This is a genomic window from Psychrobacillus sp. INOP01, from assembly GCF_018140925.1.
In the GTDB taxonomy this organism is placed as follows: Bacteria; Bacillota; Bacilli; order Bacillales_A; family Planococcaceae; genus Psychrobacillus.
Map to the genome: position 1 here is coordinate 1,087,150 of NZ_CP073315.1, position 26,196 is coordinate 1,113,345.

Below are 26,196 nucleotides of genomic sequence, written 5' to 3' on the forward strand. Positions count from 1 at the left end.
TAACTTTAATATTTACGTTAGATCATATTTTTTTATTCGTTTTTTAAATCCAAAACAGTCGATTGCAGTGAAAGGCGGCGACTCCAGCAGGATGAGGGAGACAGATGAGACATCCCAACGGACGCGTAGCGGTGGGGATGTCTCATCGCTCCCTCTGCGGAAAGCGTCCGCCTGTAACGAAAATCATCGATATCTATAAATAGATCTACGCATCAAAATACTAGTATCTTAGGATTCATAAGCCGCAAAAAAATTATTCTTCAAACCAAAAACCCATCTCTTTTAAGAGATGGGTTCAAAATTTTAAGCTTCAACTGTTTCTTTAGAGTGACGTTTTTTGAACAGTAGCATGAAATACCCAAAAGTTAGAGCAAGACATACAAACATAAATCCTAATAAAACGCCGTTAGTTGACCAGAAATTGCTTATGTCTCCCGTCGAAATGGAAGCTTTAAAGCTTTGGACTGAATAAGTCATCGGTAAGAATTTATTAAAAATTTGTAATGGCTGCGGTATTAGCTCCAATGGGAACGTACCTGCACTAGTTGTCAATTGAAGTATTAAGATGACAATTGCTACAAAGCGACCAGAATCACTTAATACCGTTACAAGTAATTGGACAATTGCCAAGTAAGTAAAGCTTGTAATGATTGTCGATAATATAAACAATCCTACACTTTGTGTTTCCAGTTTTAAAGCGAACAAGGCGATAGCTACAACTACTAGAGATTGAATAATCCCTACTACACCCAATACCGAGATCTTACTTATAAACCATGAAGCTCCACTTGAAGGCTTAATCGCAGACTGCACGAATGGGAATACGATCGATATAAGTAATGCACCTACAAATAATCCAAGTGATAGGAAGTAAGGTGTAAATCCTGTACCATAGTTCGGTACTTCATTCACTCCTACGACTTCCACATCTACTGGAGATGCTACCATTTCATAGGTTGAATCATTCGCTGATACTTCTTTCGATTGCTCACTAGCATCTTTTAAGCTGGATTGTAAAGTTTCCGTTCCTTCTGCTAATTGTTCTGTTCCCTCTGTTAGTTTCGTTGAGCCATCTGCTAACTCTCCAGATTTCTCTGCTAATGTTCCAGTACCTGTTTTTAATTGATTTGAGCCAGATGCTAACTCATTTAGACCCGCTACTAAACTAGAGGAGCCATTATATGCTTGTTGAATACCTGTTGTAAATTCGCTCATTTTCGATGCAAGTGTACTAGTTCCTGTTGCTAAGCTTGCGGAACCTTCTATTAATCCACTTGAGGAGCCATTCAATTGTGAAATACCCTGCTGTGCTTGTGTATAACCTGCACTAAGCTGTTCTGCTCCGCTACTTACTTGAGTAGTCCCTTTTGATAGGGCTGCTGTACCATTAGCCAGCTTTTCTAAACCAGCCGATACTGTTGTACTACCAGTTTCTAACTGTTTCACTGTTTCTATTAGTTGTGCCACCTGTTCATCTGGTAATGATGCTGACAGCTGGTTTATCTGTTGGGATAATGCTTGAATTCCAGCAGTAACCTGTGTAGAACCTTCAGATAACTGATTCGTACTATTATTAATAGTTGCACTGCTTGATTGTAATGTAGCTAAAGAACTTATTAATTCTTTTTCTTTTTTACCTAATAATTGATAGCTTTCGTTTAGTTTAGCTACTCCACTTGTATACGTTTGGATACCTCTGTTCAATTGATCTGCACCTGTTGCAGTTTGATTGACTCCATCTGCTAATTGCTTTGATCCATCTGTAAGTGTGGATAATCCACTATTTAAATCGGTTGAACCAGTTGCAGCTTTCTGTATACCATCCACTACTGTACCAGTACCATCACGAAGCTCGATTGTACTGCTTGCCAACTGTTCTAAATAGCCTTTTAAATCAGATGCTCCAGTATTAATCTCTGCAGCACCATCTTTTAATGCACCTGCTCCATCCGATGCCTCGGCAAACCCATCTCCCAATTTAGTAATAGAATCAAATAATTGTTCCGCATAGGTTGCAGAAACCTGCTTATTTACTTCTGCACGAATTCGGTCCATTGCAGTTTCACCAATTTGAGAGGATAGGAAGTTATATCCTTCATTTGCTTTGTACGTAATGACCATTTTTTGAGGTTCTTCATCTAACAATGTTGTTGCATGTTGTGAAAAGTTCTCAGGAATCTCGATTAATAAATAATAGTCTTCATTTACTAATCCCTCATCCGCTTCTTCCTTTGAAACAGAAACAAACTTAAACTGTCCACTTTCCTTTAGCTTCTCAGATAGGTCATCTCCTAACGATAAAGTAGTATCGTTAAACGTTGCACCTTCGTCTGCATTAACCACTGCTACTGGTAGATCGCTTAAATTTGCATAAGGATCCCAAAACGCCCATAGGAACATTCCTGCGTACATAACGGGTATAAACAATACCGCAATTATGGGAATGAGTAGCTTCCTATTTGTGAAAATATTTTTCCATTCTGATTTTATCATTAATATTTCCTCCTAAAACTGTATGACCAATATGTTCAATTGGTCAATTTACTTCAAAAATATAAGTCTCAAATAATGAGACTTTGAAAAATGGTATCTTGAAAAAAGTCTGTAATTTCCTGTTCTGTTAAAGGTCTATCGTGCGTTAAATTCCAGTCGTTTACAAACGCCAAATACCCTTTTAATAGTAAGTATGCAACGAGCTCACTATTTACTTGGCGAACTTCCCCTGCATTTATATACTTATCAATCTTCTGTTTAATAAAGGAAACAATTGCCTGCTCAATTTGCGCCTTCACCTGCTTTACTGCTGGAGTTCTCCATTCCTGTTCCTCTGCAATAATTTTAGCAAACAGCTGATGAGTATCCCGGAATTCTAACATTTTCATCAAAGCTGCATGTGCATTTTCTTGAAAAGAAGCTTCCTCTTTTATTACTTTTGTCGCTTCCTGTTTCATCTCTGCAATAATACGAAGAACAATTTCTTGAAAAAGTACTTCTTTATTATCAAAAAAAGTATAGATTGTTCCTTTTCCTACATTTGCAATTTTAGCTATTTGCTCCATAGTTGTAGCTTTATAGCCGAACAAGGAAAAAGATTTAGTTGCAGCTTCTAATATTTCCTGCCTGCGATCCATTTTGTTCACCCCAATCAAAAAAAATGACCAGAAAACCATTTCGGTCATCTAGTCATTATAATACACTCTTCTTATTTCTTTGGCAAGCTTTTATTCATGATTCATATGACTCATTGAATCATCACTTTCATCCGGAATCACTTTACTCATATCTGGTTCTCCAACAATGAGTTCCTGCTTCGGCATAACATGAAGTCCTCTTGCATTCGTATGGGCGAACATATAATAGACTCCATCATGATCAAATGAAAAATTCGCTTCATACACTCCATCTTCTGTTAAATTTCCTTCTACCATATGACCTTCCTCACGCATGCCTGATTCCCACACTTCAAATTCAACGGTTGCATCATCTACAGCTTCGTCTGATTGTGTTACTTTTGCAGACAATACAACGTCTTCTACTGATAGTGTTTCAGCCGTTTGGATGTCTACTACCACTTCTTCTAGTGTACCTTCATTGTGATGTGTTGCATTACTCTCCGGTGCATCTTTATCCCCACAACCTGCAAGTGTCATTGTTGCTAATGCAAGTACTGCTAATGTTTTTTTCATAAAAATGAATCCTCCCAAATAGGTAATGTTATATAAACGGTAGTTCCTTTTTCTACTTCACTTGTGAATACTAGTCTGCCTTTTTGCATTTCGATAAGTTGAGAAGCAATGGATAATCCAAGTCCAGTTCCACCGTCTACACGACTTCTCGCTTTATTCACACGATAAAACCTTTCGGTAATATGCGGTAAATGCTCTGGTGCAATTCCACAGCCTTCATCTTTAATATGAATAGTTGTTTCGTTTTTTGCTATTTCATTTCCTATAGTGATGGTGGAAGAAACAGGCGAATAGTGAATAGCGTTTTCTAAAATGTTGATCAATATTTGTTTGGTCATTTGCTCATCCGCTTTTAAAATTGTTTCCTCGTCTATTGTAACAATAAAGCGAATTTGCTTCTTGTCTGCCAATGATTTTACTAGCGGCAATACCTCGCGTACAACCTCCGATAATACTAATGGTGACATATCAATATGGTGATTCTGTTCAGAACGTGCTACCGTAAGCAAATCATTTGTCAGTTTCTGCATACGATTAGCCTCTTGTACAATAAGTGCGTAAATCTCTTTTTTCTTTTCCTCTGGAACGAGCTCCTGTTCAAATGCTTCACCATATCCTTTTATATAACTTATTGGCGTACGTAGCTCATGAGAGACAATAGATAAGAAATCTCTTTTCTTCTCATCCTCCTGTTGAATAGACGTTGCCATTTGGTTAAAGGTTTTCGCAAGTTCTCCTATTTCATCAGAGGATTTTACTTCTACTCGCGTTTCATATTTCCCTGATGCCATTTCATTGGCTGCTACTTTAAGTTTATCTAACGGAACAAGAACTTTTTGCAATGTCTTCAAACTGATCCATGCCATTATTAGGAGTAGAAGTGATACTGTTATCAATAAAAAAATTACATCCTTCGAAGCCATTTCCGTCATCTTCGTTAAAGGTACATATACATAAATAATGCCTTCAAGCCTATTTTCATCAACTAACGGATAGATAACGGATACAACTTCCCGATTAAATCTTTTCTCATAACCACGTTTAATAACTGCTTCACCACCAATAAGCTCAGCACGTTCCTCAGGTCCTATCAATGTCTCATAGTCTATATCAAAAGGTAGGCAAGCACTGAGTTCCCTCGGGTTTCGAACAGTAAAAACCTCTACGTCAGAGAAACGATTGAAGTCTTCTGTTTGTTTGATGAACTCATTTGTAACCGCTCCACCCTTATACGTAGTTTGTAAGTTTTCCGCAATCTCCCTCATCGAGGTTTCTTTATCCTCTACATATAGCTCCTCATATAGAAAATTAGTGAATATTACTAAGAAAACAATTGTAATAGCTATGAATAAAAGAAGCAGCATCCAAATTTTAACGGATAGCTTTTTCATTCCACTACCTCAAAGCGATATCCAATCCCCCACACTGTCTCAATATATTTCCCTGCCTGTTCTCCTAGCTTCAGACGCAGTGTTTTAATATGCGTATCAACAGTACGAGTTCCACCTTCATAATCAATACCCCAAATTCGTACTAATAGCTGCTCCCTGGAAAAAGCTTTCCCTTCATAATTCATAAATATATGAAGTAGTTCATATTCCTTTAGCGTCAGTTGGATTTTTTCGTGATTAACTGAAATTTGTCTGCCTATTAGATCATGTTCAATAATTCCCGCTTTATGTTGTTCATTCGTTGTAGAAATACCAGCTCTACGGAATATAGCATTTATACGAGCCATTAATTCAATTGCAGTGAAAGGTTTAATGACATAATCATCCCCACCAAGCTTTAGCCCTTTAACTAAATCGGTCTTTGCATCTAGCGCTGTTAAAAAGATAATTGGTACGGAAGAAAACGTTCGAATCTCCTCACAAACCTCAAATCCACTCTTGCCAGGCATCATCACATCTAGGAGTATTAAATCTACTTTGGAGGTTTGTACTAGTTCAATTGCGGATTCTCCATCTTCCGCATGGAGTACATGATGACCCGCTTTATGTAAATGAAGTTCAACTAGCTTGCGCATTTCTCGTTCGTCATCTACGACTAATATAGTAGTCATCATTCAACCTCCCTTACGATTAATTGGAATGGACCTTTTCCAACCTGCAGTTTTTTTGTAATTTCATCGGATTGGATAAAATATATTTGATGGTCATCATATCCGGCAAGTACCATACTATTCCCAAAAGAGCTTATCCAAAACGGGTTTGCTCCTGCTTTCATAGAGTTTAAAACTTCCCCAGTTTCTGATATTTCATAAACTGTACTACTCCCATGACTTACGGTAAAAATATGTCCATTTGCTGCTCTTGCCATATTTATAGGCATTAATGGAGTCTCAATTTCTCCTATAAGCTCACCAGTATTAATATTAATTCTTTTGATGGAACGATTTGGACTACTTCCTGCACCATGTCCACCAAGCCAAAGCTCATTGTTTTGTATAAAAAGACCATGAGATGATGTCGGAATCACCCACTCATCCACTTGGTCCAATTTCATAGACAGTACAGAAAGGACTTCATCCTTAAAGTTGACAACAAAAATATGGTTCCCATCAGAAATCATAGCCATTGGATAATTACCAGTAGAATTGGTCTTCAGTTTTTCCCCCTCTGTATTATAGAGAGAAACTGTATTATCTTGCCCATTTGCTATATAGATTTTTTCTTCATACACATACGCATTCGTAGTACCCTCACCTACATCAATCGAAGCTAACTGTTTACCCGTGGATAATTCAATTAGCTTTGCCTTCTCAACGGTATATCCATAAACCAGAAGTAAATCATCTGTCACTAACGCAAAACCAGTATAGGCCTCTTCTAGCTCCCATGACTCGAGTATTTCAGCCTTGTCAGAAATAAAATCAATACTTCCCCCTAAAATGTTCAAGCTAGCTACAAAATCAGTATCTGAGGGGATGGCTGGAAAGCTTGCCTCTGAACACCCTCCAATAAAGCAAAGTAACAAAAGTATATACAACTTTTTCACCTATCCACCCCCCATTTCTTCCATTATAACGAGAACATGTGAAAAAAGTTTGAAATAGATTTCAATTTTTTGAGTTTCACCAAACAGAGTTAGATTTTCACAAAGCGAGTATAGCTCCACAAGAAAAAGCTTAAGTGCCCTTTAAGATCAAAATCGATTTCTATCGTTTTCGGTGGGCTTTTTGACAGATTTGATATTTTACTATTACCTACTAATTTTTTTAGAAAGACTGGTCGTGACTGATGTCATGTCCAGTCTTTCTTTTTTTAGGTAATCTTGCTGCAAAAGAATCCCTAATTCAACAACGATTATAGTTTGATATTATCCCAACATTAACTTTGAAAAATCCATTCGTTTTAGCGATAGGCTATGCCAAATCTTATTATTGAGTACTACTCTTTTGTTGATTGAAGTGAAAGGTGGCGACTCCAGCGGGAAAAGCGTTAGGCGAAGACCCCGCAGCGAAGCGAGGTGGCTGAGGCAACGCCCGCGGAAAGCGTCCACCTTGAACGGAAATCAGCAGCATCAATTTATAATTGTACTCTTTAAAATAACAGGAACAACTGTTAAGGCACACAAATTTTATACATTCTTTAAAAAAATGTCCTAAACATCCAAAAGATGTTTAAGACATTTAACCTAACTATTATTTTAAATGTTTCAAAACGACATCAGCCATAGCGTCGATAAATTGGCCCTGCGCATTTGGCATTTCAGGGCGTACATATGTTGCTCCGATATCGTCACATACTACTTTACATTCGTAGTCATTGTCATATAGAACTTCTAAATGCTCTGCTACGAACCCTACAGGCGTATAAACAAACGTAGTATATCCTTCTTGTTCGTGTAATTCACGAGTTAAATCTTGTACGTCTGGACCAATCCATGGCTCAGGAGTTTGTCCTGCACTTTGCCAGCCGACTGCATAATTTTTCACGCCTGCTGCCCCGGCAATCAGATCTGCAGTTTCTTGCAATTGGTCTGGATATGGATCACCTAGTTCTTTAATTTTTTCTGGTAGTGAGTGAGCAGATACGATTAAGCATGCTTTTTCGCGTTGCTCCTCAGTCATTTCTGCAAATGCTGCACTTACTTTATCGCTCCAGTACTGGATGAATTTTGGTTCATCGTACCAGCTTTCAATTGAAGTAATTTTTAGGTTGCCAAGCTTTTCTGCTTCCTCTTTAATACGGCCATTATAGGATTTAATAGAGAATGTTGAGAAATGCGGTGCTAATACCATTGATACCGCTTCAGTAATGCCATCTTTATGCATTTCTGCAACAGCATCCTCTAAGAAAGGCTCGATATGCTTTAAGCCAATATAGAGCTTGAATTCAATTTCATCTTGTAATTCATTTAAACGGTCACATAATCCTCTTGCTTGGCTTTCTGTAATTTTAGCAAGCGGTGAAATCCCGCCTATTGCTTCATAACGACCAGTTAAATCAGCTAGCTGCTCATCACTTGGTTTACGACCATGTCTGATATGTGTATAATATCGTTCAATATCCGCTTCAGAGTATGGGGTTCCGTAAGCCATTACTAATAATCCCATTGTTTTTTTCATCATATTCACCTCATAAAAATTTAGTTTGATTTTGCTGTGATTAGTTCTTTACTATAATCATGAACAAAGGAAGTTAAACGTTTAAGTGTGTCTGGATCTACTTCAGGGAACACGCCATGGCCGAGGTTGAAAATATGTCCTGGCTGTGCCACACCTTGCTCTACAATAATTTTTGCGCGTTTTTCAATCTCTGCCCATTCACCAATTAGATAAGATGGATCTAAGTTCCCCATCAATGGCTTCGTCAATCCTTTTGCACGAGCTTCTTCTATAGATAAACGCCAGTCAATCCCAACCACATCTACAGGAAGGTCATGCCATTCCATTGCTAAGTGGCTAGCCCCGACACCGAATGTAATAAGCGGCACGCCTGTTTCACGAAGCTCCGTGAAAATACGTGTCATCACCGGTTTGATGAAAATACGATAATCTGCTACATTTAATGCTCCAACCCACGAATCAAATATTTGAATAGCCTTCGCCCCAGCTTTAACCTGTGCTTTGATGTATACGATAATCATATCCGCAAGCTTGTCCATTAATGCAAGCCAAGCTTGTGGTTCAGATACCATAAATGCTTTCGTTTTGTTATAGCTTTTAGAAGGTCCCCCTTCAATCATATAACTAGCTAGAGTAAATGGCGCACCGGCAAATCCGATTAGTGGGACATTCAGCTGTTCTGTCGTTAATAATTTTATCGTATCCAATACAAATGGCACATGATCCTCTGGTGATAATTCACCTAAGTTAGCCACATCTTGTACAGTACGAATTGGATTTGAAATAACAGGTCCTACTCCAGATTTAATCTTTACATCTACGCCAATTCCAACAAGCGGTGTAACGATATCCTTATATAGGATAGCTGCATCGACATTATAATTTTCTACTGGTAAACGTGTTACATAAGCACATAATTCAGGTTCGTGTGTAATTTGTTCTAAGGAATATTTTTCTTTTATTTTTCTGTATTCGGGTTGTGATCTTCCAGCTTGCCTCATAAACCAAACTGGTGTGTGATCAACTTGCTCTCCACGTGCTGCACGAAGAAGTGTATCGTTAAATTTAGTCATTAAAGGTACCTGCCTCTCTTTATGTATACGTACTATTTCCTATACGTTTCAACTATAGACGTTCTTATTTCGGTTGTATAGCGATATAGTGTATTTGTCATAAAATTGTCCGCAATTCTATATGATACTTGTGTATTATGTTTTTAAAGGCGTTATTATGGGAAAGATATATTAAAAGTGAAAAAGGGAGGTATTAATTATGAATCTATATATGACATCCGGAACACCAGAATTTATGCAATCCATAAAAAAGAAATACCCAAACGAAGAACTATTCCTATTACATGGAACTGGAAATTCAGTGCTAATCCACGAATCTTCCAATAAAACAGTTTTTCAAGTACCTAGAAAGTATGAAATTTTAGAGTCGGCTGGACAATTCTCCCATAAAGGTTACTTCGTCTTACACAATATACCCCTATCAGATGAAGGGAAATCCATTTTTGAATATAAATTTACAAATTTAAGCCCAACCGTTAAAAATGAACCTGGATTTATCGCTCTAAGGGTTCTTAAACCGATCAAATCCGATACATATATTATTTTATCGGAATGGTCTGGTCCAAGCAGTTACGAAGTATGGGAAAAATCAGTCAACCTTGATTTTAGTATGGTTGCTGACAAGCAAAATCTATTTACGAGCGCACCATACATCTCAACTTATCAATCCACGCAAGAAGAGGAAGCTATTTAAAGCTCCCTCTTTTTGCTTGCTATATCTTACTAATTCGTAAAGTCAATTCCGAAACTGCTATCATTATAATGGGGATAAGTAGAAGTTCCCATGCGATTCCAGCCTGGAATACAATGACGATCAACACGAAGATTGCCTGTATCAATTGGATGATCCGGATCAGGCGGTTAATTGCTTTTATTCGCGTTCCTTCATTAATAGGGAACAGCAGATCCATTCGAAATTCATGTCCAGACGATAAGGACTGGCGCAGTTGAATAACCGTAGCAAATGAAAGCGCACTAGTAAAAATAATCGCAACGATCGGAAACGGGATAAAAATAGCTCCAACAATGGCGAGTGCTGTAAGGCGAACCCACAAATAAAAATAATCATTCGTACGGACAAACGTGCGCAAAACTAAATAGAATTGAGTATTTTTTTGTTCATAAGGTGCAAATTTGTACAGAACATCAAGCCATTTTCTTCTCTTCGTCATACCCTGAATATGCGGAACATCCGTAAAATAATTTGCGAAACGATAAAAACGCATCATCCGTGCCTGCTCCACTTCAATGAAATGATCAAAAGGAAAAGGTACTTCTTCTTTTTTCTTCTTCCAAGCTATTAAATACAGTACTTGAATAATAACAACTGCAAGTAAAAATAAATAGCTACCACTCAGTAAAAAATATAAACCTGCAAACAATAAAATCATTCGCATGAAATAATCTATCCAAACATTTTTGCCGTTGGATGCCCAGCGATATTGGAACTCCGTTTGTATACTCCAATACTTCCATATAAGGATTGCACCGAAGAAATACAAAATTTCCCCTGATGTAGATCCTGCTATTCTTGTTAACAGTGGTATCGACACAACTAATGCTGCTAACGGTACAACAATGGACGAAAAGAATGTCCATGTAAGGGCGAGTTTTAAATATTCACCTAGTTTTGTTTCTAATGGAAGAAAGTAAACACTATCCGCTTTTTTCATTAACGTAACTGGCGTACTCAGCGCTATTAAAATACTTACAACGAAGGATACAACTAAGTAGGCGGGAAAATCCTTTGGAGCTGTATTTAACCATTCACTATACGTATATCCTGCTGCACCTATTATGAATACAATAACAATTGCAATATGCCCAGAAATAATATACTTCAAGTATTTTTGCAATTCATTTATATAAAATAAAAACCGTTTACTCCATACTTCACGCAAATTGTTCATTTTGTTGTTCCTTCGTCATTTCGATATAGAGATCATCTAGCGTTGCATCTGGCATCTTAAATGCCGCTCGCAGATCATCCATTGTTCCCTGTGCTCGAATTTTCCCATTATGCAATAGAAGGATACGATCACAGTATTTCTCTGCTGTAGTCAAAATATGTGTAGACATTAATACGGATGCACCATCATCTTTTCTAGATTTCATCTGATCTAATAATGATTGAATGCCTAAAGGGTCAAGCCCTACAAATGGTTCATCGATAATGAATAATGCTGGATTCACTAGAAATGCACACATAATCATTACCTTTTGTCTCATTCCTTTAGAGAAGTGAGCAGGAAACCAATTCAACCTTTTTTCCATACGGAACTCTTTTAAAAGAGCCTCTTTTCTTGCTTCAAAAACAGATTCATCTAAATTGTAGGCCATAGCAGTTAGTTGCAGATGTTCCTTTAAAGTTAACTCTTCATAGAGTACAGGTGTTTCAGGTATATAGGAAAAGGATGAACGATATAGTGCCGGATCCTCTTTCAACGTTCTACCATTAAGTAGGATCTCGCCCTTTAATGCATTCATTGTTCCAATAATATGTTTGATGGTTGTACTTTTCCCTGCACCATTCAACCCGATTAATCCTACTAGCTCTCCCTTTTCAATTGAAAAGTTTAAATCATGTAAAACAGGCTTTCTAGTATAACCACCTGTTACGTCTTTGACTTCTAATACAGTCATCTTTCGCACCTCACTTCTTATTATAAGTTTACCAAAATAATTTCAAAAAATCCTCTATCATCCCACAGCCTGTCCTATTATATGTTAAACTTTTCATAACGATGAATATGGAGGGTATATTATGAGTGAATGTATTTTTTGTAAAATAATCGATGGTTCTATCCCAAGTGCGAAAATCTATGAAGACGAGCATGTTTATGCTTTTATGGATATAATGCCACTAACAAAGGGTCACACACTAATTATTCCTAAAAATCACAAAGAGAACGTCTATGATTTATCCGAAGAAGAAGCTAGTAACTTGTTTAAAGTTGTTCCAAAAATAGCAAGTGTACTGAAAGATAACTTCGGTCCAGTAGGCATGAACCTATTAAATAATAATGGTGCACCTGCAGGGCAAAGCGTGTTCCATTTCCATTTACACTTTATCCCACGCTACGATCAAACGGATGGCTTCCGTCCAACTTGGATTACAAAAGAGAAAACATTTACTCCTGAGATCATTCAAAATTTAGCTGCAGAATTATATGAAAAATTGAAGAAGTAATTCTTGCTTTTTTAACGTAGAGAACGTACAATCGATATAAGTTTCTTGCTAACGATCATGAGGATACGTTAGAGGAAAACAACAAACAGAGCTTAGAATAGTTGAGGAGAGATGAGAAGATGAATACGAAGAATTTAGTTTTAATGGCCCTATTAGTAGGTGTTGGAGCAGTTCTTTACATTATTATCCCAGGAATTAATGGTGGGATGAAACCAGACTTTATGCTTACGATGATGTTTATAGGGATACTTTTATTCCCTAATGTGAAAAGTACTTTCTTGCTAGGTATTTCAACAGGAGTTATTTCTGGGTTGTTTTCTACCTTTCCAGGAGGATTCGTTCCAAATATCATTGATAAAGCAGTAACAGCATTCGTTTTCTTAGGACTTGTTTTATTATTAAGCAAATTGGCAAATAAAGTTGCAGTCGGAGTAATCCTTACTAGTATCGGAACAGTAGTATCGGGTACAGTTTTCTTATCAACAGCAATTTTTGTTTTTGGAGCAGGTGCTATTTTTCAAGAATTATTCATTCTTGTAGTTGTTCCAGCCATTGCAATTAATGCGATAGCGTTCTTTATCATCTATCCGATTATCGGAAATTTGATCAAACGTACTAATTTTGACACAGCACTAACAGCATAAATGAAACTATCTGCTTTCCTTTTCGAAGGAAAGCTTTTTTTGTGCTTCAGAAAATTATATAATCAATAACATATGAATAAATTTCTACAAGTGATTCTCAGTCCAGCCTCCAGCGCCTTGCTCCTGCGCGAAGCTCGTCTCAGAAGAACGTTGCCTGTCAGAGCAGACATAGGCGCTTGCGCTTTTGTTATATAAAATAATATGTTTTAATTATCATAAGGTAAGGAATAATACATATAAGCAAAGGAGTGAATTATTATGAAACTAGCACCATTATTTTGCGGCCTTGCAACTGGTCTACTAGTTGGGGCATCTACAGTACTTATGACCACTCCAAAATCAGGTATGGAAGTTCGCTCTTCCTTTAAGGCTTCCTCCAACGATTTTCGAGACAAGCTTTCCGACATAAAGCTTCAACTAGCAAATGTGAAAAATTCGATAAACAACTTAACGAATTCTTCAAAAGAAGTAGTTCCAGGTACAATTGAAGACCTTAAATCTAGTATTGCCCATTGGAAAAATGAAACTGCTCCTATACAAGCACATCTCCAGGCGGAAATTTCATCTATTCAAGAGGCAATGGCAGAACTAGAAAAGAAATTACCAAAGAAACAAGAAGCAACAGTTTAATACAAAAGAGCAAGCACCGCTAAGGTCTATCGTTGAGACCTTAGACCTTGCCGCTATATTATTACCACCTTATTTTTTAGAGAAGATGATCATGACTAACGTCATGATTATCCTCTCTTTTTTGGTAGTTTTAGGTTCATAAGTATTTTTATAATGAAGGATACTATTCTTTCCTACAATGGGGATGACAGTGACCTAATTCAACAGCGTTTACAGCATGGGATCTTACTCTTTGAGGTCTCTACTCTCACACTTTTAAGTATTGGCTCATTGCTCTTCCCCAGAAATAAGCATTATTATTGCAAATGGAAATATCCTTTTTTTCTGTTGTTAGAGAAATTTCGAACCACTTTTAATCAGAGACTAGTAGAATTTTTATTATAATTATTATAATATTTTTTTAACTAGTATTCACTTACATACTTTCTTGCTATAATGTTTGAAAGAAAATAAATATAGAAAGCAGGGTTTACATGGCAGATCAATTTTATACGATGAAAGAAGCAATGCTCTATAGTCAGCGGATAGCGCAACTATCTAAAGCACTTTGGAAAGCAGTAGAAAAAGATTGGCAAGCATGGATAAAACCTTATGACTTAAATATTAATGAGCATCATATTTTATGGATATCATATCACCTACAAGGTGCAACTATTTCTGATATAGCAAAGTTTGGAGTAATGCATGTCTCGACAGCATTTAATTTTTCTAAAAAACTAGAAGAGCGTGGTCTGCTTTCTTTTTCTAAAAGGGATACAGATAAGCGTAATACGTATGTAGATGTTACCAAAAAAGGCAAAGTACTTTTAGAAGAGATGTATGAAAATTACCATGCTACTCCGCATGCAGTGCTTGAGGGGTCTCTTCCTATAAAAGAGTTATATGGAAAATTTCCAGATTTCATGGATGTAACGGCGGTTATCCGCAATGTTTATGGTGATGATTTCATGGATATCTTCGAAAAATCTTTAAAAAACATAGAGGATACAATCAGTTCCGAAAGTAAATAATACGCAGTTTGAAAGCGGTTAATAATTTTTAACAAATAAAGAGGTTGCTTTTTATTATAAAAAGGATTATCTTATGTATCTAAATCAAATTTATATATAGGAGTTGCATACCTTGCACTGCTGGAAAACAATTAATGTGAGAAAACAATATGGTTTAGAGAGATTGTTTATACTATCCTCTTTAGTAGTTATAATGGTTTTTTCATTTGCATATGCCTTATTAGGAATTATTAATAACTCTCATAAATCGGACGATTACTTTTGGATATTCGTGATAGCATTTTTTGGTGTTTATCCACTTCATAAATTATTTCACTTTATTCCAATGTTTCGTCATAGAGATAAAATAAAATTCATCGTCATTAACCAATTTAAATGTGTCCCTACTTTACATTTGCGTATAGTAGAACCAGTTCATAAGAGTAGATTTCTTTTTATCTTATTATCTCCTTTTATATTCGTAAATGTAATACTTATTATCGGAGCCTTAACAATTCCTATTTTTGCTCACTATTTCACTATTTTATTTGCTTATCATTGTGGAATTTGCTTAATTGATCTAATTTATGCGAAAAATTTAAGTAAATCACCAAAGTACGCTTTAATTGAAGAAACTGATGCAGGGTACGAGATTTTAATAGCGGAACCAGACTATTAACAATATGTAACACTTGTATATCCCCCTCATTGTTTGTTATGCTTAATTAGGATATGAAGGGAGTCTAGACATGATTATATTCACGTTAGTTCTATTCTCAGTATTTTATTTGCTACAAATTAACCGAATGACATATGCTTTAGTAATGTCAAAAGAAATTCCGGAAGAGAAACATCCGAAGATTTTTCGTACGATTAATATTTTGATAACGATTCTTCTTGTTTCCTTTTATGTTGAACTAGTTTATACAGTTTAAGAGAAAAAAATGGACCCAAATCATCTATATGATTTAGGGTCATTTCTTTTTTTGTACTACCAATTGAGAGAAACCAAGATCAATTTATAGCCGATCTTAGTTTCTCTTGTTAAATTAGTAGATAAACGCTGCCCCTACAATGATCAACAAAATAAATAAAACAACGATCAAAGCAAATCCAGAGCCACTACCATATCCTCCGCCACCGTTATATTGTCCGCTCATTTAAAACACCTCCTTTTCCATGTATCCTATGCGGTATTTTAAATATTCGGTAGGCAAATGAACGGGAACTATTTTTGTTTTTATTTCGTTTATGTTATAGTAACAACTGGCAACACAAAGAAGTTAGGAGAGAAAATTTCATGAAAAAAACAGTATTAACATTAACGTTAGCAGCATCTGTTCTTGCTTTAGGAGCTTGTAGCGAGGATTCAGCAGACAGCAGTGAAGTAATTGCAACATCTAAAATCGGGGATATTACTCAGAATGATTTGTATGAAGAGATGAAATCATCAATTGGCGATCAAGCATTCCAGTTGCTAGCTATTGAAAAAGTACTTTCAAATAAGTACGAGGTGACTAAAGAGGAAGTAAACACTCAATTAGAAGCTGATAAAGAGCAATATGGTGAGAGCTTTGAACCGATGATCGCTCAGCAGGGCTATACAGAAGAGTCATACAAAAAATTCTTAGAACTAAACCTATTGCAAGAAAAAGCTTTAATCGAAGATGTTAAAGTAACAGAAGACGAAATTAAAGCTGAATATGAAAATATCAAAGAGGAAATTAATGTTCGTCACGTTGTAGTTGAAGATGAAGAAACAGCTAAAAAAGTTAAAGCTGAGTTAGATTCTGGTAAAGACTTTGCAGAAGTTGCAAAAGAATACTCGATTGAAGAACCTGCTCAAACGACTGGTGGAGATCTAGGCTGGATTACAAAGACGACTAATATGGATGAAGATTTCTTAAAAGGGGCATTTGCTTTAGAGAAAAACGTTATCAGTAATCCTATTAAATCAAGCTTTGGTTACCACATTATTGAAGTAACGGATAAACGTACAATTGAAGAAACATATGAAGATAAAAAAGCAGAGATTGAAAAACAATTGAAGCTAGAAAAAGCAGACCAATCTACATTGTTACCAAAAGTAGCTAAAATGATGAAAGATGCTGATATTGTCATCAAAGATGAAGATCTAAAAACATCATTAGACCAATTTTTAGCAGCAGCTGAAACACAAGCACCTGCAGAAGATGCGGAAGCTAAAACAGATGCAACTGAAGATACAGAAGCAACTGAGGATGAAAAATAAGTAAGACAAGCATAACGGTTGGTCGTGACTTCGGTCATGATCAACTTTTTTTCTTTACTGAGTCTTGTAAATAAAAAAAGTGCAAGCAACCTTTAAGTTCAATACATGTTTAGTTATTCTCATCCTATCACTTTAAAGATAGGCTATGCTAATTCTTATTGTTGAGTACTACTTCTTTGTTGATTGAAGTGAAAGGCGGCGACTCCAGCAGGAAAAGCACGAGCTGAAAGCCCCGCAGGAACGTAGTGACGAGGAGATTGAGGCCGTGCCTACGGAAAGTGTCTGCCTTAAACGGCAATCATCAGTATTGTTATATTCTTAAAAGGTACTATGATCACTCGGTTCACAGCGTGATAATCCATATACAAAAAAAAGCGTAAAGTTACCTTTACGCTTTTTCTATTATTCAAATGTAGGCTTATAAAATGAACGATTTTCAAGAGGGAATAATCGTTCGGAGAATTCACCTGGGTTTGTTTTATCTAATGCACGATTGAGCATATTCATTTTCGCATCAATATTATCGATATAATGCAGCATCTCAGCTTCGCGGAGTGCAGGACGTTTTGGACTACCCCATTCTTCTTTACCATGATGAGAGAGAACCATATGCTGAAGAAGCATTACTTCTTCGCCCTCGATTTCTAGCTCTTCTGCTGCTTTAGAAATTTCATTGACCATGATCGTAATATGTCCAAGTAAATTCCCTTCAATTGTGTATGTTGTTGCAACAGGACCTGAAAGCTCTATAACCTTTCCTATATCATGTAAAATGATTCCAGCGTATAGAAGATCTTTGTTTAGGGTTGGATACAAATCACATAGCGCTTTTCCTAGCTTTAACATAGACACAACATGGTCGATTAATCCAGACGCATAATCATGATGATTTTTAGTTGCTGCTGGGAACGTCATAAATGATGTCTGGTGTTTTTTCATCAAGTGTCTCGTAATGCGTTGTATTAATGGATTTTTCATTTCAAAGAAGTATTGTAAAAGCTCTTCCATCAATTCTTCTTTTGGCTTTTCAGAAGAAGGTACTAAATCATTTATCGCAATGGGCTCTTCTGACTTTACTGGTCGAATGCTTTTTACACGTAATTGGAACTTACCACGATAATCTTGAATTTCTCCACCTACACGAACAATTTGACTAGCACCATAAAGTTTTTCATGTTCTTCATTTGTATCCCAAAGTTTTGCTTCGATATCTCCGCTCTTATCTTGTAATATCAGTGACATAAATGGTTTACCAACGGTTGTTACACCCTTTGTCGATTGCTTTATAAGTAAGTAATGATCAACTGGATCACCTACTCGTAATTGTGTAATGCCTTTCATCTCACAATCCCCGCCTCTCTGGATAATAATGTAGCTACTTGTACTACGGATGCGTCTTGCCATACATATCTCATTTGTTCATGACATGTAAAATATAAAAGTTGGTGTTCTGTTTGTAACTCTGCCATTAATTGTACCACTTGTTGAAGTCTGACACGATCGAAATGTACAAATGGATCATCCATTATGATCGGAAAAGGAGTTTTGCTTTGTAATGATACTGCTAGCGCAATACGCAAGGAAATATATGCTTGCTCTTTAGTCGCTTGACTTAGCTCTGCTATTTTAAAGCGCTGTCCAGATGATTTAACTGCCTCAAAGCTACCTTCTGGGGATAATATCAATTGTTCATAAGATTTGTTTGTAAGCAGTTGAAAATAATGCTGTGCATTTTCTAATACTTCTGGAAGTCGCTCCTCTTTTAACTGCCTCATTATCTGTTTAATCGATTCTACGACTACTTTTTGTGCAGCCCATTTTCTCACAAGTTCATGTAATTCTGCTTTTCTCTGTTCAATTAGTTGCAATTGTTCACTTTGCTCTTCATCTTCTAATAGTTTCATCGTTTGATAAGATAGAGATGCTTTCTCGTCATTGTATTCATGTCTCTGGTGCTGTAAGTGAAGTAAATTCCTCTTACACTCGTCCTCAAATATATCATCAAAATCGTCCAGATTTATTTGTTTTCCAGCTAGCTGTAGATGAATATGATGCAAATCCTTTTCAAATGCTACTTTTTGTTCATAGATGGTATGAGCATTATAATAATCAGACTCCGTTTCTATATTTGCTTCACGAAACAATATGTTGATTTGTTCAGTAAAGGATTGCTGAAATAATGATAGCTCCTGAAGCTTCTTTTTAAGCTCGGAAACCTTTGTCTCTTTATAGTGTTGATCTTCTGATTTTTTCTTTTCTTCTAGATAGAATTCTCTTAATTGGTGAAAGAGCATATCTTCAAGGAGATTTATTTGAACTTTGTCCTGAGCTTGTTTATTTAACGCCTGTATTTGTAACCGAACTTCATAGAGCTTTGTTTCCATTTGGTCTAGTTGTATTTGTTGTTCTTGAATCATGCGCAGACACTTAAATAGTTCAGGCAATAGACTTGGTGATAGTTGTTCATTAATATGATACCTTGTTAAAAACTCGTTTACTTGATTAGATATTTCTGTTTTCTTGTTTTCTAACCCACTAATTTTTTGCTTCAACATAGAAATAGCTTGTTGTAATGATTCCTGTTCCTTCTTCAATAAATCTGCATATGTTTGAACATCATTTGATTGTTTCCATGTATTCAATATTAGAGAAAAGCCTGCATATACAATTCCACTAATGATAATTGTAGTAAGTGCAACCATCCAATTCGATTGGGTAACCCCTATGATTACTCCAATTAGGACAGTAGCTGCAATAATGCAGAACATTATTCTATTCACTTTTTTATTGGAAGAATTTTTATTTACTCGTTTCGATTCTGTCACTCTTTGCTGTTGTTGTAGGAGGTCCTGTTCCTTCATTTGTAATAATCGTTTTTCCTGTTGTAGCTCCAGCTCCAAGTTTTTTTCAGTTTGAAGAATAGTAACTAGTTTATCTTCTTGCTGAATTGAAACATCGGCTTGGACTATATGCGATAAGCTTTTTTCCCAATCAATTCCAACTAAAGCTAGCTGTTGCATTTGGAGTTGTAGTGTTTTGCTTTGCTCTTCTTCTATTTGTATTCGCTTGGAACGAAGCTGATGCCATTCTGCTTCTCGATTTAGAAAGGACTGTAATTCCTCTAATTGCTGAGTGGTTAAGCTAGTTGTATGGGTTGTTAAAGAATCCGACTCTTTTTTCAACTGCTCCATTTCTATATGATTACGATTCAGTTTATCTTTTATTAACTCAAATCTACGGATACCATCTGTGGGGAAGGACTGATGCTTTACTTTGTCTAGCTCCTGATTCAGTTTAGTTTCCTTTTCTTTCAATGGTTTCAGTTGTTTCCATTCCAAATATAGTTGTAACTGCGTAGAAATCTCTTTTTCTTGTTGATCTATTTCAAAAACAATTGTTTCAAGCTCGTTAAGTCGTTTAATAGAAGGTTCATATTTCTCTACTTCCTCTAGCTGATGCTTGTAGGTAGTTTCTAATTCACGTAGCTCTTCAATTTTTTTTTTGATAAGTGGCTTTCTTCCAGTTGGCTTAAATAGTTCGCCCATTTCTTTTATAAACTGATTTTCAACAGATGCTAATGTATCTATTCCTGTCGTTCCAGAAGATAATAATGTTCTCGTTAGCTCCTCTTCTGTCATCTTTTCGAAGCCCTGTAACTGAAGTAGAGAAAAAGAGAAAATAGCTTCAAAATCTGCTCGGGAATACGAATGAAGAATACTAGCCAGCTCCCTTTCTCCTCCTCTTCTACCGTCCGGATAATATAGTGTAACTTCTCCACTTGCCTTCCCTTTTACTCGTTCAATAGTTACAGGTTGTCCATGCTCATCTATTATTTGAATTTTACCTCCATAGGTTGCGCTGCTTTTCGGCTCATAACGGAGTAACTGTGAGTTCCTTTGTGGAAATCCAAATAATATATGCAAGATGAATTGTTGAATGGTAGTCTTTCCTGCTTCGTTCTCACCGAAGAACACGTTTATGCCATTGATCAGACCTATTTCTACATTCTCATGTTTTCCAAAGCCATATATATGAAGTTTTATTAGCTTCAATCTTCACTCCCCCTTGCCATAGCCTTTGAAACTACTATATCCGCTTCTTTTAGGACTTCATCGATGAAGCATTCATCAATTGGCTGTAAATACCTGCTCCCTTTAGAATGCTGATAAAGTTCCTTTAAAGCGAGTTTCCATTCCGAAGTATCCCAATCACTCAAAGCAGATAGTAGCATTGTAGATTCGGCGCTCCGCTCAATTGGAAATCGTATATGTAATTCTTTTACTATTAAAAAGGTGCTTGCCAGCTCTAGACTCTCTTGGATCAATGACAGCCATTCATCTTTACTAGTCGACTTTAATAGGTCAATCGTTTCCTCCGTTATTCCGTTAATCGTAAGCTCAATAATCGCTTTTCCATTTATTTGACTATAACTTGTCAATTCATTTTCAATGTAGGTTAGTAACTCATTGGCGTGGAACATGCCCACACAATCTATGGAAAGCTCATCATATATAAAAGCAGCTGACGGGACAAACTGAAGCTCTGCTTGATTTTTAAATAATGATACGTCGTAAAATCCTTTAATACCTCTTTCATTTCGGTGCCTGCTTTGGGTATTTCCCGGATAAACAATTGGTGGATCAGAATGGATAATATGGCGCTTATGTATATGACCAAGCGCCCAGTAATGATAGCCTTTCTCTAGCAAATCACTTTTTCTAAATGGCGCGTATACATCATGCTCATTATTGCCTTCCACACTACCATGAAGCATCCCAATATGAAGCTCATTATGTTTTGCAAAGGGATAGTAGCTATGCATAGGTTCCTGAATATGCCGCTCTTTATAACTAAATCCTGTAATATGCACTTTTTCATCATGTACCGATAGAGTTTTTGTCTCTACCCCTGCTCCAAACACATGAACATTTTCGGGCAGTTGAAAACGAACCCAATTACCACTTAAATGATCATGATTTCCATAGCAAATAAACACCGGAATATTTTCTACATGCAGAGCTTCCATACCCTTTTGAAATAAATGCTGCGCACGTAGACTTCTATTTTCACCATCATAAATATCCCCTACTATCAATACGAAGTCAGGTTTACTTTCAATCGCATAATTAATCATGTTTTGAAATGCTTGGAAAGTACTCTCGCGTATATCTTTCCATCTATTTTTAGGTATAGAGGAAATACCTTTAAAAGGGCTGTCCAAATGTAAATCTGCCACATGTAGAAAACGTATTCTTGCCATCAAGTACACCTCACCTAAAATAGAATATTTGTTCTTATTTTAACATAAAGAAAAGACTGTATACAACTAAATGTATACAGTCTCTTACTATATTGTTATACAATTTTTCGTTCTATTTTTATTTGCCGAAGAGTTAACAGTAATCCAGTTAATCCTGCGATCAGAGAAGGAGGAATACTAAATAGAAGATACTTCCATTGACCGGTAAACAACGAAACAATCAAAAATAATCCAGGAATTACAATTAGAGCACATAACGAAACGATTAATGCAGCTTTTGTATTTTGCATTTTATTCTGCCCCCTTATTTAGTTATCTTGATTTGCAATAATTGCACCGATTGAATAGGAAATCATATGAACCAACCAAAGACCTGTTAGTAAGAAAAAGGTCAGTCCTGGTCCTTCCATAATAATGACAATCATCCACACTATAAGGATAGCAACGGTCGTCGCTACCCATGAATAGGATCGTGCTTTTTCATGAATTCTATTGTAACGTTCATCAAACCATCTCTTTTTCTTTCCAATTTTCCGATTGATAATGAAAACAATAACCATAATTACAATTGCTAGTGGCAAACCTATTAAAAATGAAAGTAAATCAAATTTTTCATACATCCTTCTCATCCTCCTCATAAATGAATATATCTTCAATCGTACATTTGAAAAGTCTGGATAGCTTAAAAGCCAAATTAATAGATGGATTGTATTTCTCTTTTTCTAACGATATTATTGTTTGTCTAGATACATCAAGTTTTTCTGAGAGTTCATCCTGTGTCAGCCCGAATGCCATCCTTTTATCTCGAACGTAGTTTTTCAAATTCATCCCCCTTTTTGTAAAGTTAGCTTTACGTAAAGTATACTTTACTTATTTTCTAGTTGTCAAGCTAACTTTACATTTTATTTTCATAATTTTTTGTGTATAATATATAGTTAGAATAATAAAGGGGTGTTTGAATCTTGAAACCATATAAATTTACTGCATTTGAACCGACAGGGGAACTAATTTTAGAGGAAACTTGGAACTATGAAAATGATGATGAAGCGAAGCGAAAAGGGGAAGCAGTTATTGAAGAAAAAGGCTTTTCCACTAAAACACATCGTTTAGTAAATAGTTCTGGTAAGCTGGTGCTATTTCACGTATAAAAAAACGGTACTTTTTCATATACTTTCTTATCCTTTAAAAGCAAAAGGGACTTTAACCATTTGATGGCTAAATCCCTTAGTGTTATTCTACCTACTAATTTCAATGAGCTTCACTAGCATTCATTATTCCGTTAAGCCATTATATATACTTTTCAGTTAGTCAGGTATATTATTCTTCTTTACTACGAATCTAGGTACCAGAATTTCGTTAGCCTTCTTTTCATAATAACAATTCAAACGATGTACTTTTTTCTTTACTCTCATCTAAATATTAAATACCTAAAAGAACAGCCCCTAAATCGATATTTTCGACTTCAGAGGCTGTTTTATATCAGAGGCTGTTTTATAATGGGAGATCTACATTAAAGCTTATACAATTGATCGCATCTAAAACTACATTGTACTATTCATTTGTAGCATCCTCTGTTGTTTCTGTTTGTTGCCGCCCTTGGCCTCTACCAAAACCACCTCCACCTTGCATATTATCTCTCATTCCACCGCCCATCATAGATGAGCCTTCTTCTGTCATTCCACTACTATTTAAATAAGTCATGACTGCTGTGGGTGAATAAGTCACACTACCTGTCGGATCTGTTGTAGTTGCATTCGTATAGACCCCATCAACAACATCACCTGTTAGAGTACCTCCATGACTTAATGTCATTTCTTCATTTAGATCTAAATCAGGAGAACTAATTACTATCATTTGATAATTTTTTTCAGGTGCAACCGTGATAATTTGTTCACCATCAGCATTTGTCACTGTAACAGGTGTGTTTGCTTCAAGTGTCTCATCAAATGTCATCATAATCGTATTTTGTGTTGATCCATCAGATACACCTAACGGCATTCCAGCACTACCAGAAGCTATTAACGTTCCGCCTTGCATTATGAATGTTCCATCATAATCTAACGTACCATTCATCATCTCAGTTGGACCATAGACTATAGCAGTACCACCCGTCATCGTAATATTCGTATTAGAGTCTAATCCATCACCATCTGCATCGACGTATAGATATCCTCCAGAAATCGTAAGCTGGCCATCCTCTATTGTAGAGTCAACTTCTTCTATTTCCTCAGTCTCTGTTGTAGTTGAGGTTTGATCGAAACCACCAAACATTTCATTCATATCACTACCACCATTTACATTGACGCCATCATCTGCTGCTTTCAGATGAATGGAACCATCTGAAATCTCAATATTAGTACCTTCTATACCCTCTAGGCTTTTTAATATCGTAATATCACCACCAGCAATAAATACATTACCATCCGCATGTATACCATCATCGCCCGTTGAAAGAGTTTCTTCTCCACCTTGAATGGTTAGATCTCCATTACTATGCAGTGCATCATCCATTGTATCAACTGTGATTGTTCCACCTACGATATTTAAATTTGTTCCTGCTTTAATTCCCTTTTGGCTTGTAGTATCAACATTTGAAGCATTGGCGTTATTATCTTCTTCTGTATTTCTTTCTACTGGAGCTTTAGAATCTGAATTTTGCGGTTTTTCTGGTGGAGTATTTTGGTCAGCACCTACACCAGGCAATTGTCCATCTTCAGGTAATTCACTACCTTCTGGATTTTGACGATCCATTCCACCACCGCCTTGAGGCATCATAGATTCTAAAGTCTTTGTTAAATACTCTCGAATTTCCTCTGTTGTCATGCCTTCAATTTCAGTTGAAATATCAATTGGGAAATTCATACTTTCCATATTCTCAACAAATGCTTCTACTTCGTCATCTGTCATTGAACTGAAATCCATACTCATTCCTGCACCCATTTCTGGCATATTTCCTGTACCACTTCCCATACCCATTCCCATGCCTGACTCTGAAGATGAGACGATTTCTGGACTACCATCACCAGTTTTGATGGAATGCTCACCATCAATTACAATAATTTCTTTTTCAGCTTGTAAACCATCACCCTGCGCTATCACTGTTAAGTAGCCACTTTCGAGAACAATATTGCCTCGATCTTCATCCTCATCATTTGATGATTTTACACCATCGCCATCTGCAGTTATATTTACAGTAGCATTAGACAATGCAAACACATCGCGACCGACAACACCATCATCGATTGCAGTTACATTAATAGTACCACCTGTAATAATCAAATCATCACGGCTCACTATTCCGTCTTTGTAATGACCATTAACTGTCAACATACCAGTACCATTGATGATTAAATCATCCTTACTAAAAATAGCTGCCCCAACTTCCTGATTTGCTTCGTCTTCATAAACATAAGATGTTGCATCTGTTAAAATATTTTCAGTTCCTTTTTCAAGTGAGATAATCGTTTTATCTGATTGCTCAATATCAATTGTTGCATTAGTAGATGAAGTAATCTCTACCCCATTTAGGATTAAGCGTACATTACCAGTGTCCTCTGTATTAACTTTAATTTGACCATCAGAGAGGGATCCTTCCAGTACATAAGTACCTGATGTATGAATCTCTACATTTTGCCCATTAATAATAACACCACCAGAGCCGTCAAAAGTTGTTGCGTCATCATTTAAAGTTATTTTTGTAAATACATCACCTTCCCAGGCAGTGTAGAAATCTTCTGAATCATAATTTACATATTGAGAAATTAGTGCTTCAGTATCTACTGATGTCTCTGTACTACTCTTTTCATTACATCCGCTAGCAATTAAAACTACCGATAATATTAGCGGGATTGCTATTTTTTTCTCCATCATATTACCTCCTATAAAACAAAGGTCTGTAAATTT

The 26,196-nt window shown here is 36.3% G+C and carries 27 protein-coding genes; 9 read left to right on the top strand and 18 right to left on the bottom strand.

Annotation, left to right across the window (positions count from 1 at the left end):
* Positions 1 to 303: 303 nt before the first annotated feature.
* From KD050_RS05490 to hemE, 8 genes are all read right to left on the bottom strand, one after another.
* Positions 304 to 2,493 (bottom strand): YhgE/Pip domain-containing protein, encoded by a 2,190-nt coding sequence (locus tag KD050_RS05490; RefSeq protein WP_211895220.1) that lies wholly within the window; start codon positions 2,491 to 2,493, stop codon positions 304 to 306.
* Between the two features lie 68 nt (positions 2,494 to 2,561).
* On the bottom strand, positions 2,562 to 3,131 hold the full coding sequence (locus tag KD050_RS05495) for a TetR/AcrR family transcriptional regulator (protein WP_211895221.1): 570 nt from the start codon (positions 3,129 to 3,131) through the stop codon (positions 2,562 to 2,564).
* A gap of 90 nt (positions 3,132 to 3,221) precedes the next feature.
* Complete coding sequence (locus KD050_RS05500; RefSeq protein WP_211895222.1) at positions 3,222 to 3,686, bottom strand: FixH family protein; 465 nt, start codon at positions 3,684 to 3,686, stop codon at positions 3,222 to 3,224.
* A complete protein-coding gene (locus KD050_RS05505; RefSeq protein ID WP_211895223.1) occupies positions 3,683 to 5,077 on the bottom strand; it encodes a sensor histidine kinase in 1,395 nt (464 codons plus the stop codon). The genes KD050_RS05500 and KD050_RS05505 overlap by 4 nt, the downstream gene beginning before the upstream one ends.
* The gene (locus KD050_RS05510; protein ID WP_211895224.1) at positions 5,074 to 5,748 is read right to left on the bottom strand and encodes a response regulator transcription factor; all 675 of its coding nucleotides are present in this window, start codon (positions 5,746 to 5,748) and stop codon (positions 5,074 to 5,076) included. Before KD050_RS05510 ends, KD050_RS05505 begins: the two co-directional genes overlap by 4 nt.
* Entirely contained in the window at positions 5,748 to 6,683 is a 936-nt protein-coding gene (locus tag KD050_RS05515) for a YncE family protein (RefSeq protein WP_211895225.1), read from the bottom strand. Before KD050_RS05515 ends, KD050_RS05510 begins: the two co-directional genes overlap by 1 nt.
* Before the next feature lie 646 nt (positions 6,684 to 7,329).
* A complete protein-coding gene (gene hemH / locus KD050_RS05520) occupies positions 7,330 to 8,259 on the bottom strand; it encodes a ferrochelatase (protein ID WP_211895226.1) in 930 nt (309 codons plus the stop codon).
* A gap of 17 nt (positions 8,260 to 8,276) precedes the next feature.
* Complete coding sequence (hemE, locus tag KD050_RS05525; protein WP_211895227.1) at positions 8,277 to 9,329, bottom strand: uroporphyrinogen decarboxylase; 1,053 nt, start codon at positions 9,327 to 9,329, stop codon at positions 8,277 to 8,279.
* Positions 9,330 to 9,528: 199 nt separating this feature from the next.
* Between hemE and KD050_RS05530 the strand changes: the two genes are divergently transcribed.
* Complete coding sequence (locus tag KD050_RS05530; protein ID WP_211895228.1) at positions 9,529 to 10,023, top strand: antibiotic biosynthesis monooxygenase family protein; 495 nt, start codon at positions 9,529 to 9,531, stop codon at positions 10,021 to 10,023.
* A gap of 19 nt (positions 10,024 to 10,042) precedes the next feature.
* Here the strand turns inward: KD050_RS05530 and KD050_RS05535 are convergent, their stop codons facing one another.
* A complete protein-coding gene (locus KD050_RS05535) occupies positions 10,043 to 11,239 on the bottom strand; it encodes an ABC transporter permease (RefSeq protein ID WP_211895229.1) in 1,197 nt (398 codons plus the stop codon).
* Positions 11,223 to 11,972: an ABC transporter ATP-binding protein gene (locus KD050_RS05540; protein WP_211895230.1), complete on the bottom strand. Its 750-nt coding sequence runs from the start codon at positions 11,970 to 11,972 to the stop codon at positions 11,223 to 11,225. The genes KD050_RS05535 and KD050_RS05540 overlap by 17 nt, the downstream gene beginning before the upstream one ends.
* A 121-nt stretch (positions 11,973 to 12,093) precedes the next feature.
* Between KD050_RS05540 and KD050_RS05545 the strand changes: the two genes are divergently transcribed.
* From KD050_RS05545 to KD050_RS05570, 6 genes are all read left to right on the top strand, one after another.
* Positions 12,094 to 12,519, top strand: coding sequence for an HIT family protein (locus KD050_RS05545; protein WP_211895231.1), 426 nt, complete (start codon positions 12,094 to 12,096; stop codon positions 12,517 to 12,519).
* A gap of 119 nt (positions 12,520 to 12,638) precedes the next feature.
* A complete protein-coding gene (locus KD050_RS05550; RefSeq protein WP_211895232.1) occupies positions 12,639 to 13,163 on the top strand; it encodes a tryptophan transporter in 525 nt (174 codons plus the stop codon).
* Positions 13,164 to 13,421: 258 nt separating this feature from the next.
* Complete coding sequence (locus tag KD050_RS05555; protein WP_211895233.1) at positions 13,422 to 13,793, top strand: YtxH domain-containing protein; 372 nt, start codon at positions 13,422 to 13,424, stop codon at positions 13,791 to 13,793.
* A 473-nt stretch (positions 13,794 to 14,266) separates the two neighbouring features.
* Positions 14,267 to 14,803, top strand: a complete 537-nt coding sequence (locus KD050_RS05560; protein ID WP_211895234.1) for an HTH-type transcriptional regulator Hpr — start codon at positions 14,267 to 14,269, stop codon at positions 14,801 to 14,803.
* Between the two features lie 112 nt (positions 14,804 to 14,915).
* On the top strand, positions 14,916 to 15,461 hold the full coding sequence (locus KD050_RS05565; RefSeq protein WP_211895235.1) for a DUF3267 domain-containing protein: 546 nt from the start codon (positions 14,916 to 14,918) through the stop codon (positions 15,459 to 15,461).
* A 70-nt stretch (positions 15,462 to 15,531) separates the two neighbouring features.
* A complete protein-coding gene (locus KD050_RS05570; RefSeq protein ID WP_211895236.1) occupies positions 15,532 to 15,717 on the top strand; it encodes a hypothetical protein in 186 nt (61 codons plus the stop codon).
* A 114-nt stretch (positions 15,718 to 15,831) separates the two neighbouring features.
* Here the strand turns inward: KD050_RS05570 and KD050_RS05575 are convergent, their stop codons facing one another.
* Positions 15,832 to 15,942 carry a YjcZ family sporulation protein gene (locus KD050_RS05575; RefSeq protein ID WP_211895237.1) on the bottom strand — a complete coding sequence of 37 codons (111 nt, stop codon included), beginning with the start codon at positions 15,940 to 15,942 and terminating at the stop codon, positions 15,832 to 15,834.
* 140 nt (positions 15,943 to 16,082) lie between these two features.
* Between KD050_RS05575 and KD050_RS05580 the strand changes: the two genes are divergently transcribed.
* The gene (locus tag KD050_RS05580) at positions 16,083 to 17,033 is read left to right on the top strand and encodes a peptidylprolyl isomerase (protein ID WP_211895238.1); all 951 of its coding nucleotides are present in this window, start codon (positions 16,083 to 16,085) and stop codon (positions 17,031 to 17,033) included.
* Positions 17,034 to 17,435: 402 nt separating this feature from the next.
* Here the strand turns inward: KD050_RS05580 and yhaM are convergent, their stop codons facing one another.
* From yhaM to KD050_RS05610, 6 genes are all read right to left on the bottom strand, one after another.
* Positions 17,436 to 18,374 (bottom strand): 3'-5' exoribonuclease YhaM, encoded by a 939-nt coding sequence (yhaM, locus tag KD050_RS05585; RefSeq protein ID WP_211895239.1) that lies wholly within the window; start codon positions 18,372 to 18,374, stop codon positions 17,436 to 17,438.
* Positions 18,371 to 21,085: an ATP-binding protein gene (locus KD050_RS05590; RefSeq protein ID WP_211895240.1), complete on the bottom strand. Its 2,715-nt coding sequence runs from the start codon at positions 21,083 to 21,085 to the stop codon at positions 18,371 to 18,373. Before KD050_RS05590 ends, yhaM begins: the two co-directional genes overlap by 4 nt.
* Complete coding sequence (locus tag KD050_RS05595; protein ID WP_211895241.1) at positions 21,082 to 22,293, bottom strand: metallophosphoesterase family protein; 1,212 nt, start codon at positions 22,291 to 22,293, stop codon at positions 21,082 to 21,084. Before KD050_RS05595 ends, KD050_RS05590 begins: the two co-directional genes overlap by 4 nt.
* A 95-nt stretch (positions 22,294 to 22,388) precedes the next feature.
* Positions 22,389 to 22,583 (bottom strand): hypothetical protein, encoded by a 195-nt coding sequence (locus tag KD050_RS05600; protein ID WP_211895242.1) that lies wholly within the window; start codon positions 22,581 to 22,583, stop codon positions 22,389 to 22,391.
* 18 nt (positions 22,584 to 22,601) lie between these two features.
* Positions 22,602 to 22,913: a DUF2178 domain-containing protein gene (locus tag KD050_RS05605; protein WP_211895243.1), complete on the bottom strand. Its 312-nt coding sequence runs from the start codon at positions 22,911 to 22,913 to the stop codon at positions 22,602 to 22,604.
* Positions 22,906 to 23,121, bottom strand: a complete 216-nt coding sequence (locus tag KD050_RS05610; protein WP_370627185.1) for a helix-turn-helix transcriptional regulator — start codon at positions 23,119 to 23,121, stop codon at positions 22,906 to 22,908. The genes KD050_RS05605 and KD050_RS05610 overlap by 8 nt, the downstream gene beginning before the upstream one ends.
* A gap of 134 nt (positions 23,122 to 23,255) precedes the next feature.
* On the opposite strand from KD050_RS05610, the gene KD050_RS05615 reads away from it, so the two are divergent.
* Positions 23,256 to 23,441: a YhzD family protein gene (locus KD050_RS05615; protein WP_211895245.1), complete on the top strand. Its 186-nt coding sequence runs from the start codon at positions 23,256 to 23,258 to the stop codon at positions 23,439 to 23,441.
* 403 nt (positions 23,442 to 23,844) lie between these two features.
* Here the strand turns inward: KD050_RS05615 and KD050_RS05620 are convergent, their stop codons facing one another.
* Positions 23,845 to 26,160 (bottom strand): carbohydrate-binding domain-containing protein, encoded by a 2,316-nt coding sequence (locus tag KD050_RS05620; RefSeq protein WP_211895246.1) that lies wholly within the window; start codon positions 26,158 to 26,160, stop codon positions 23,845 to 23,847.
* Between the last annotated feature and the right edge of the window lie 36 nt (positions 26,161 to 26,196).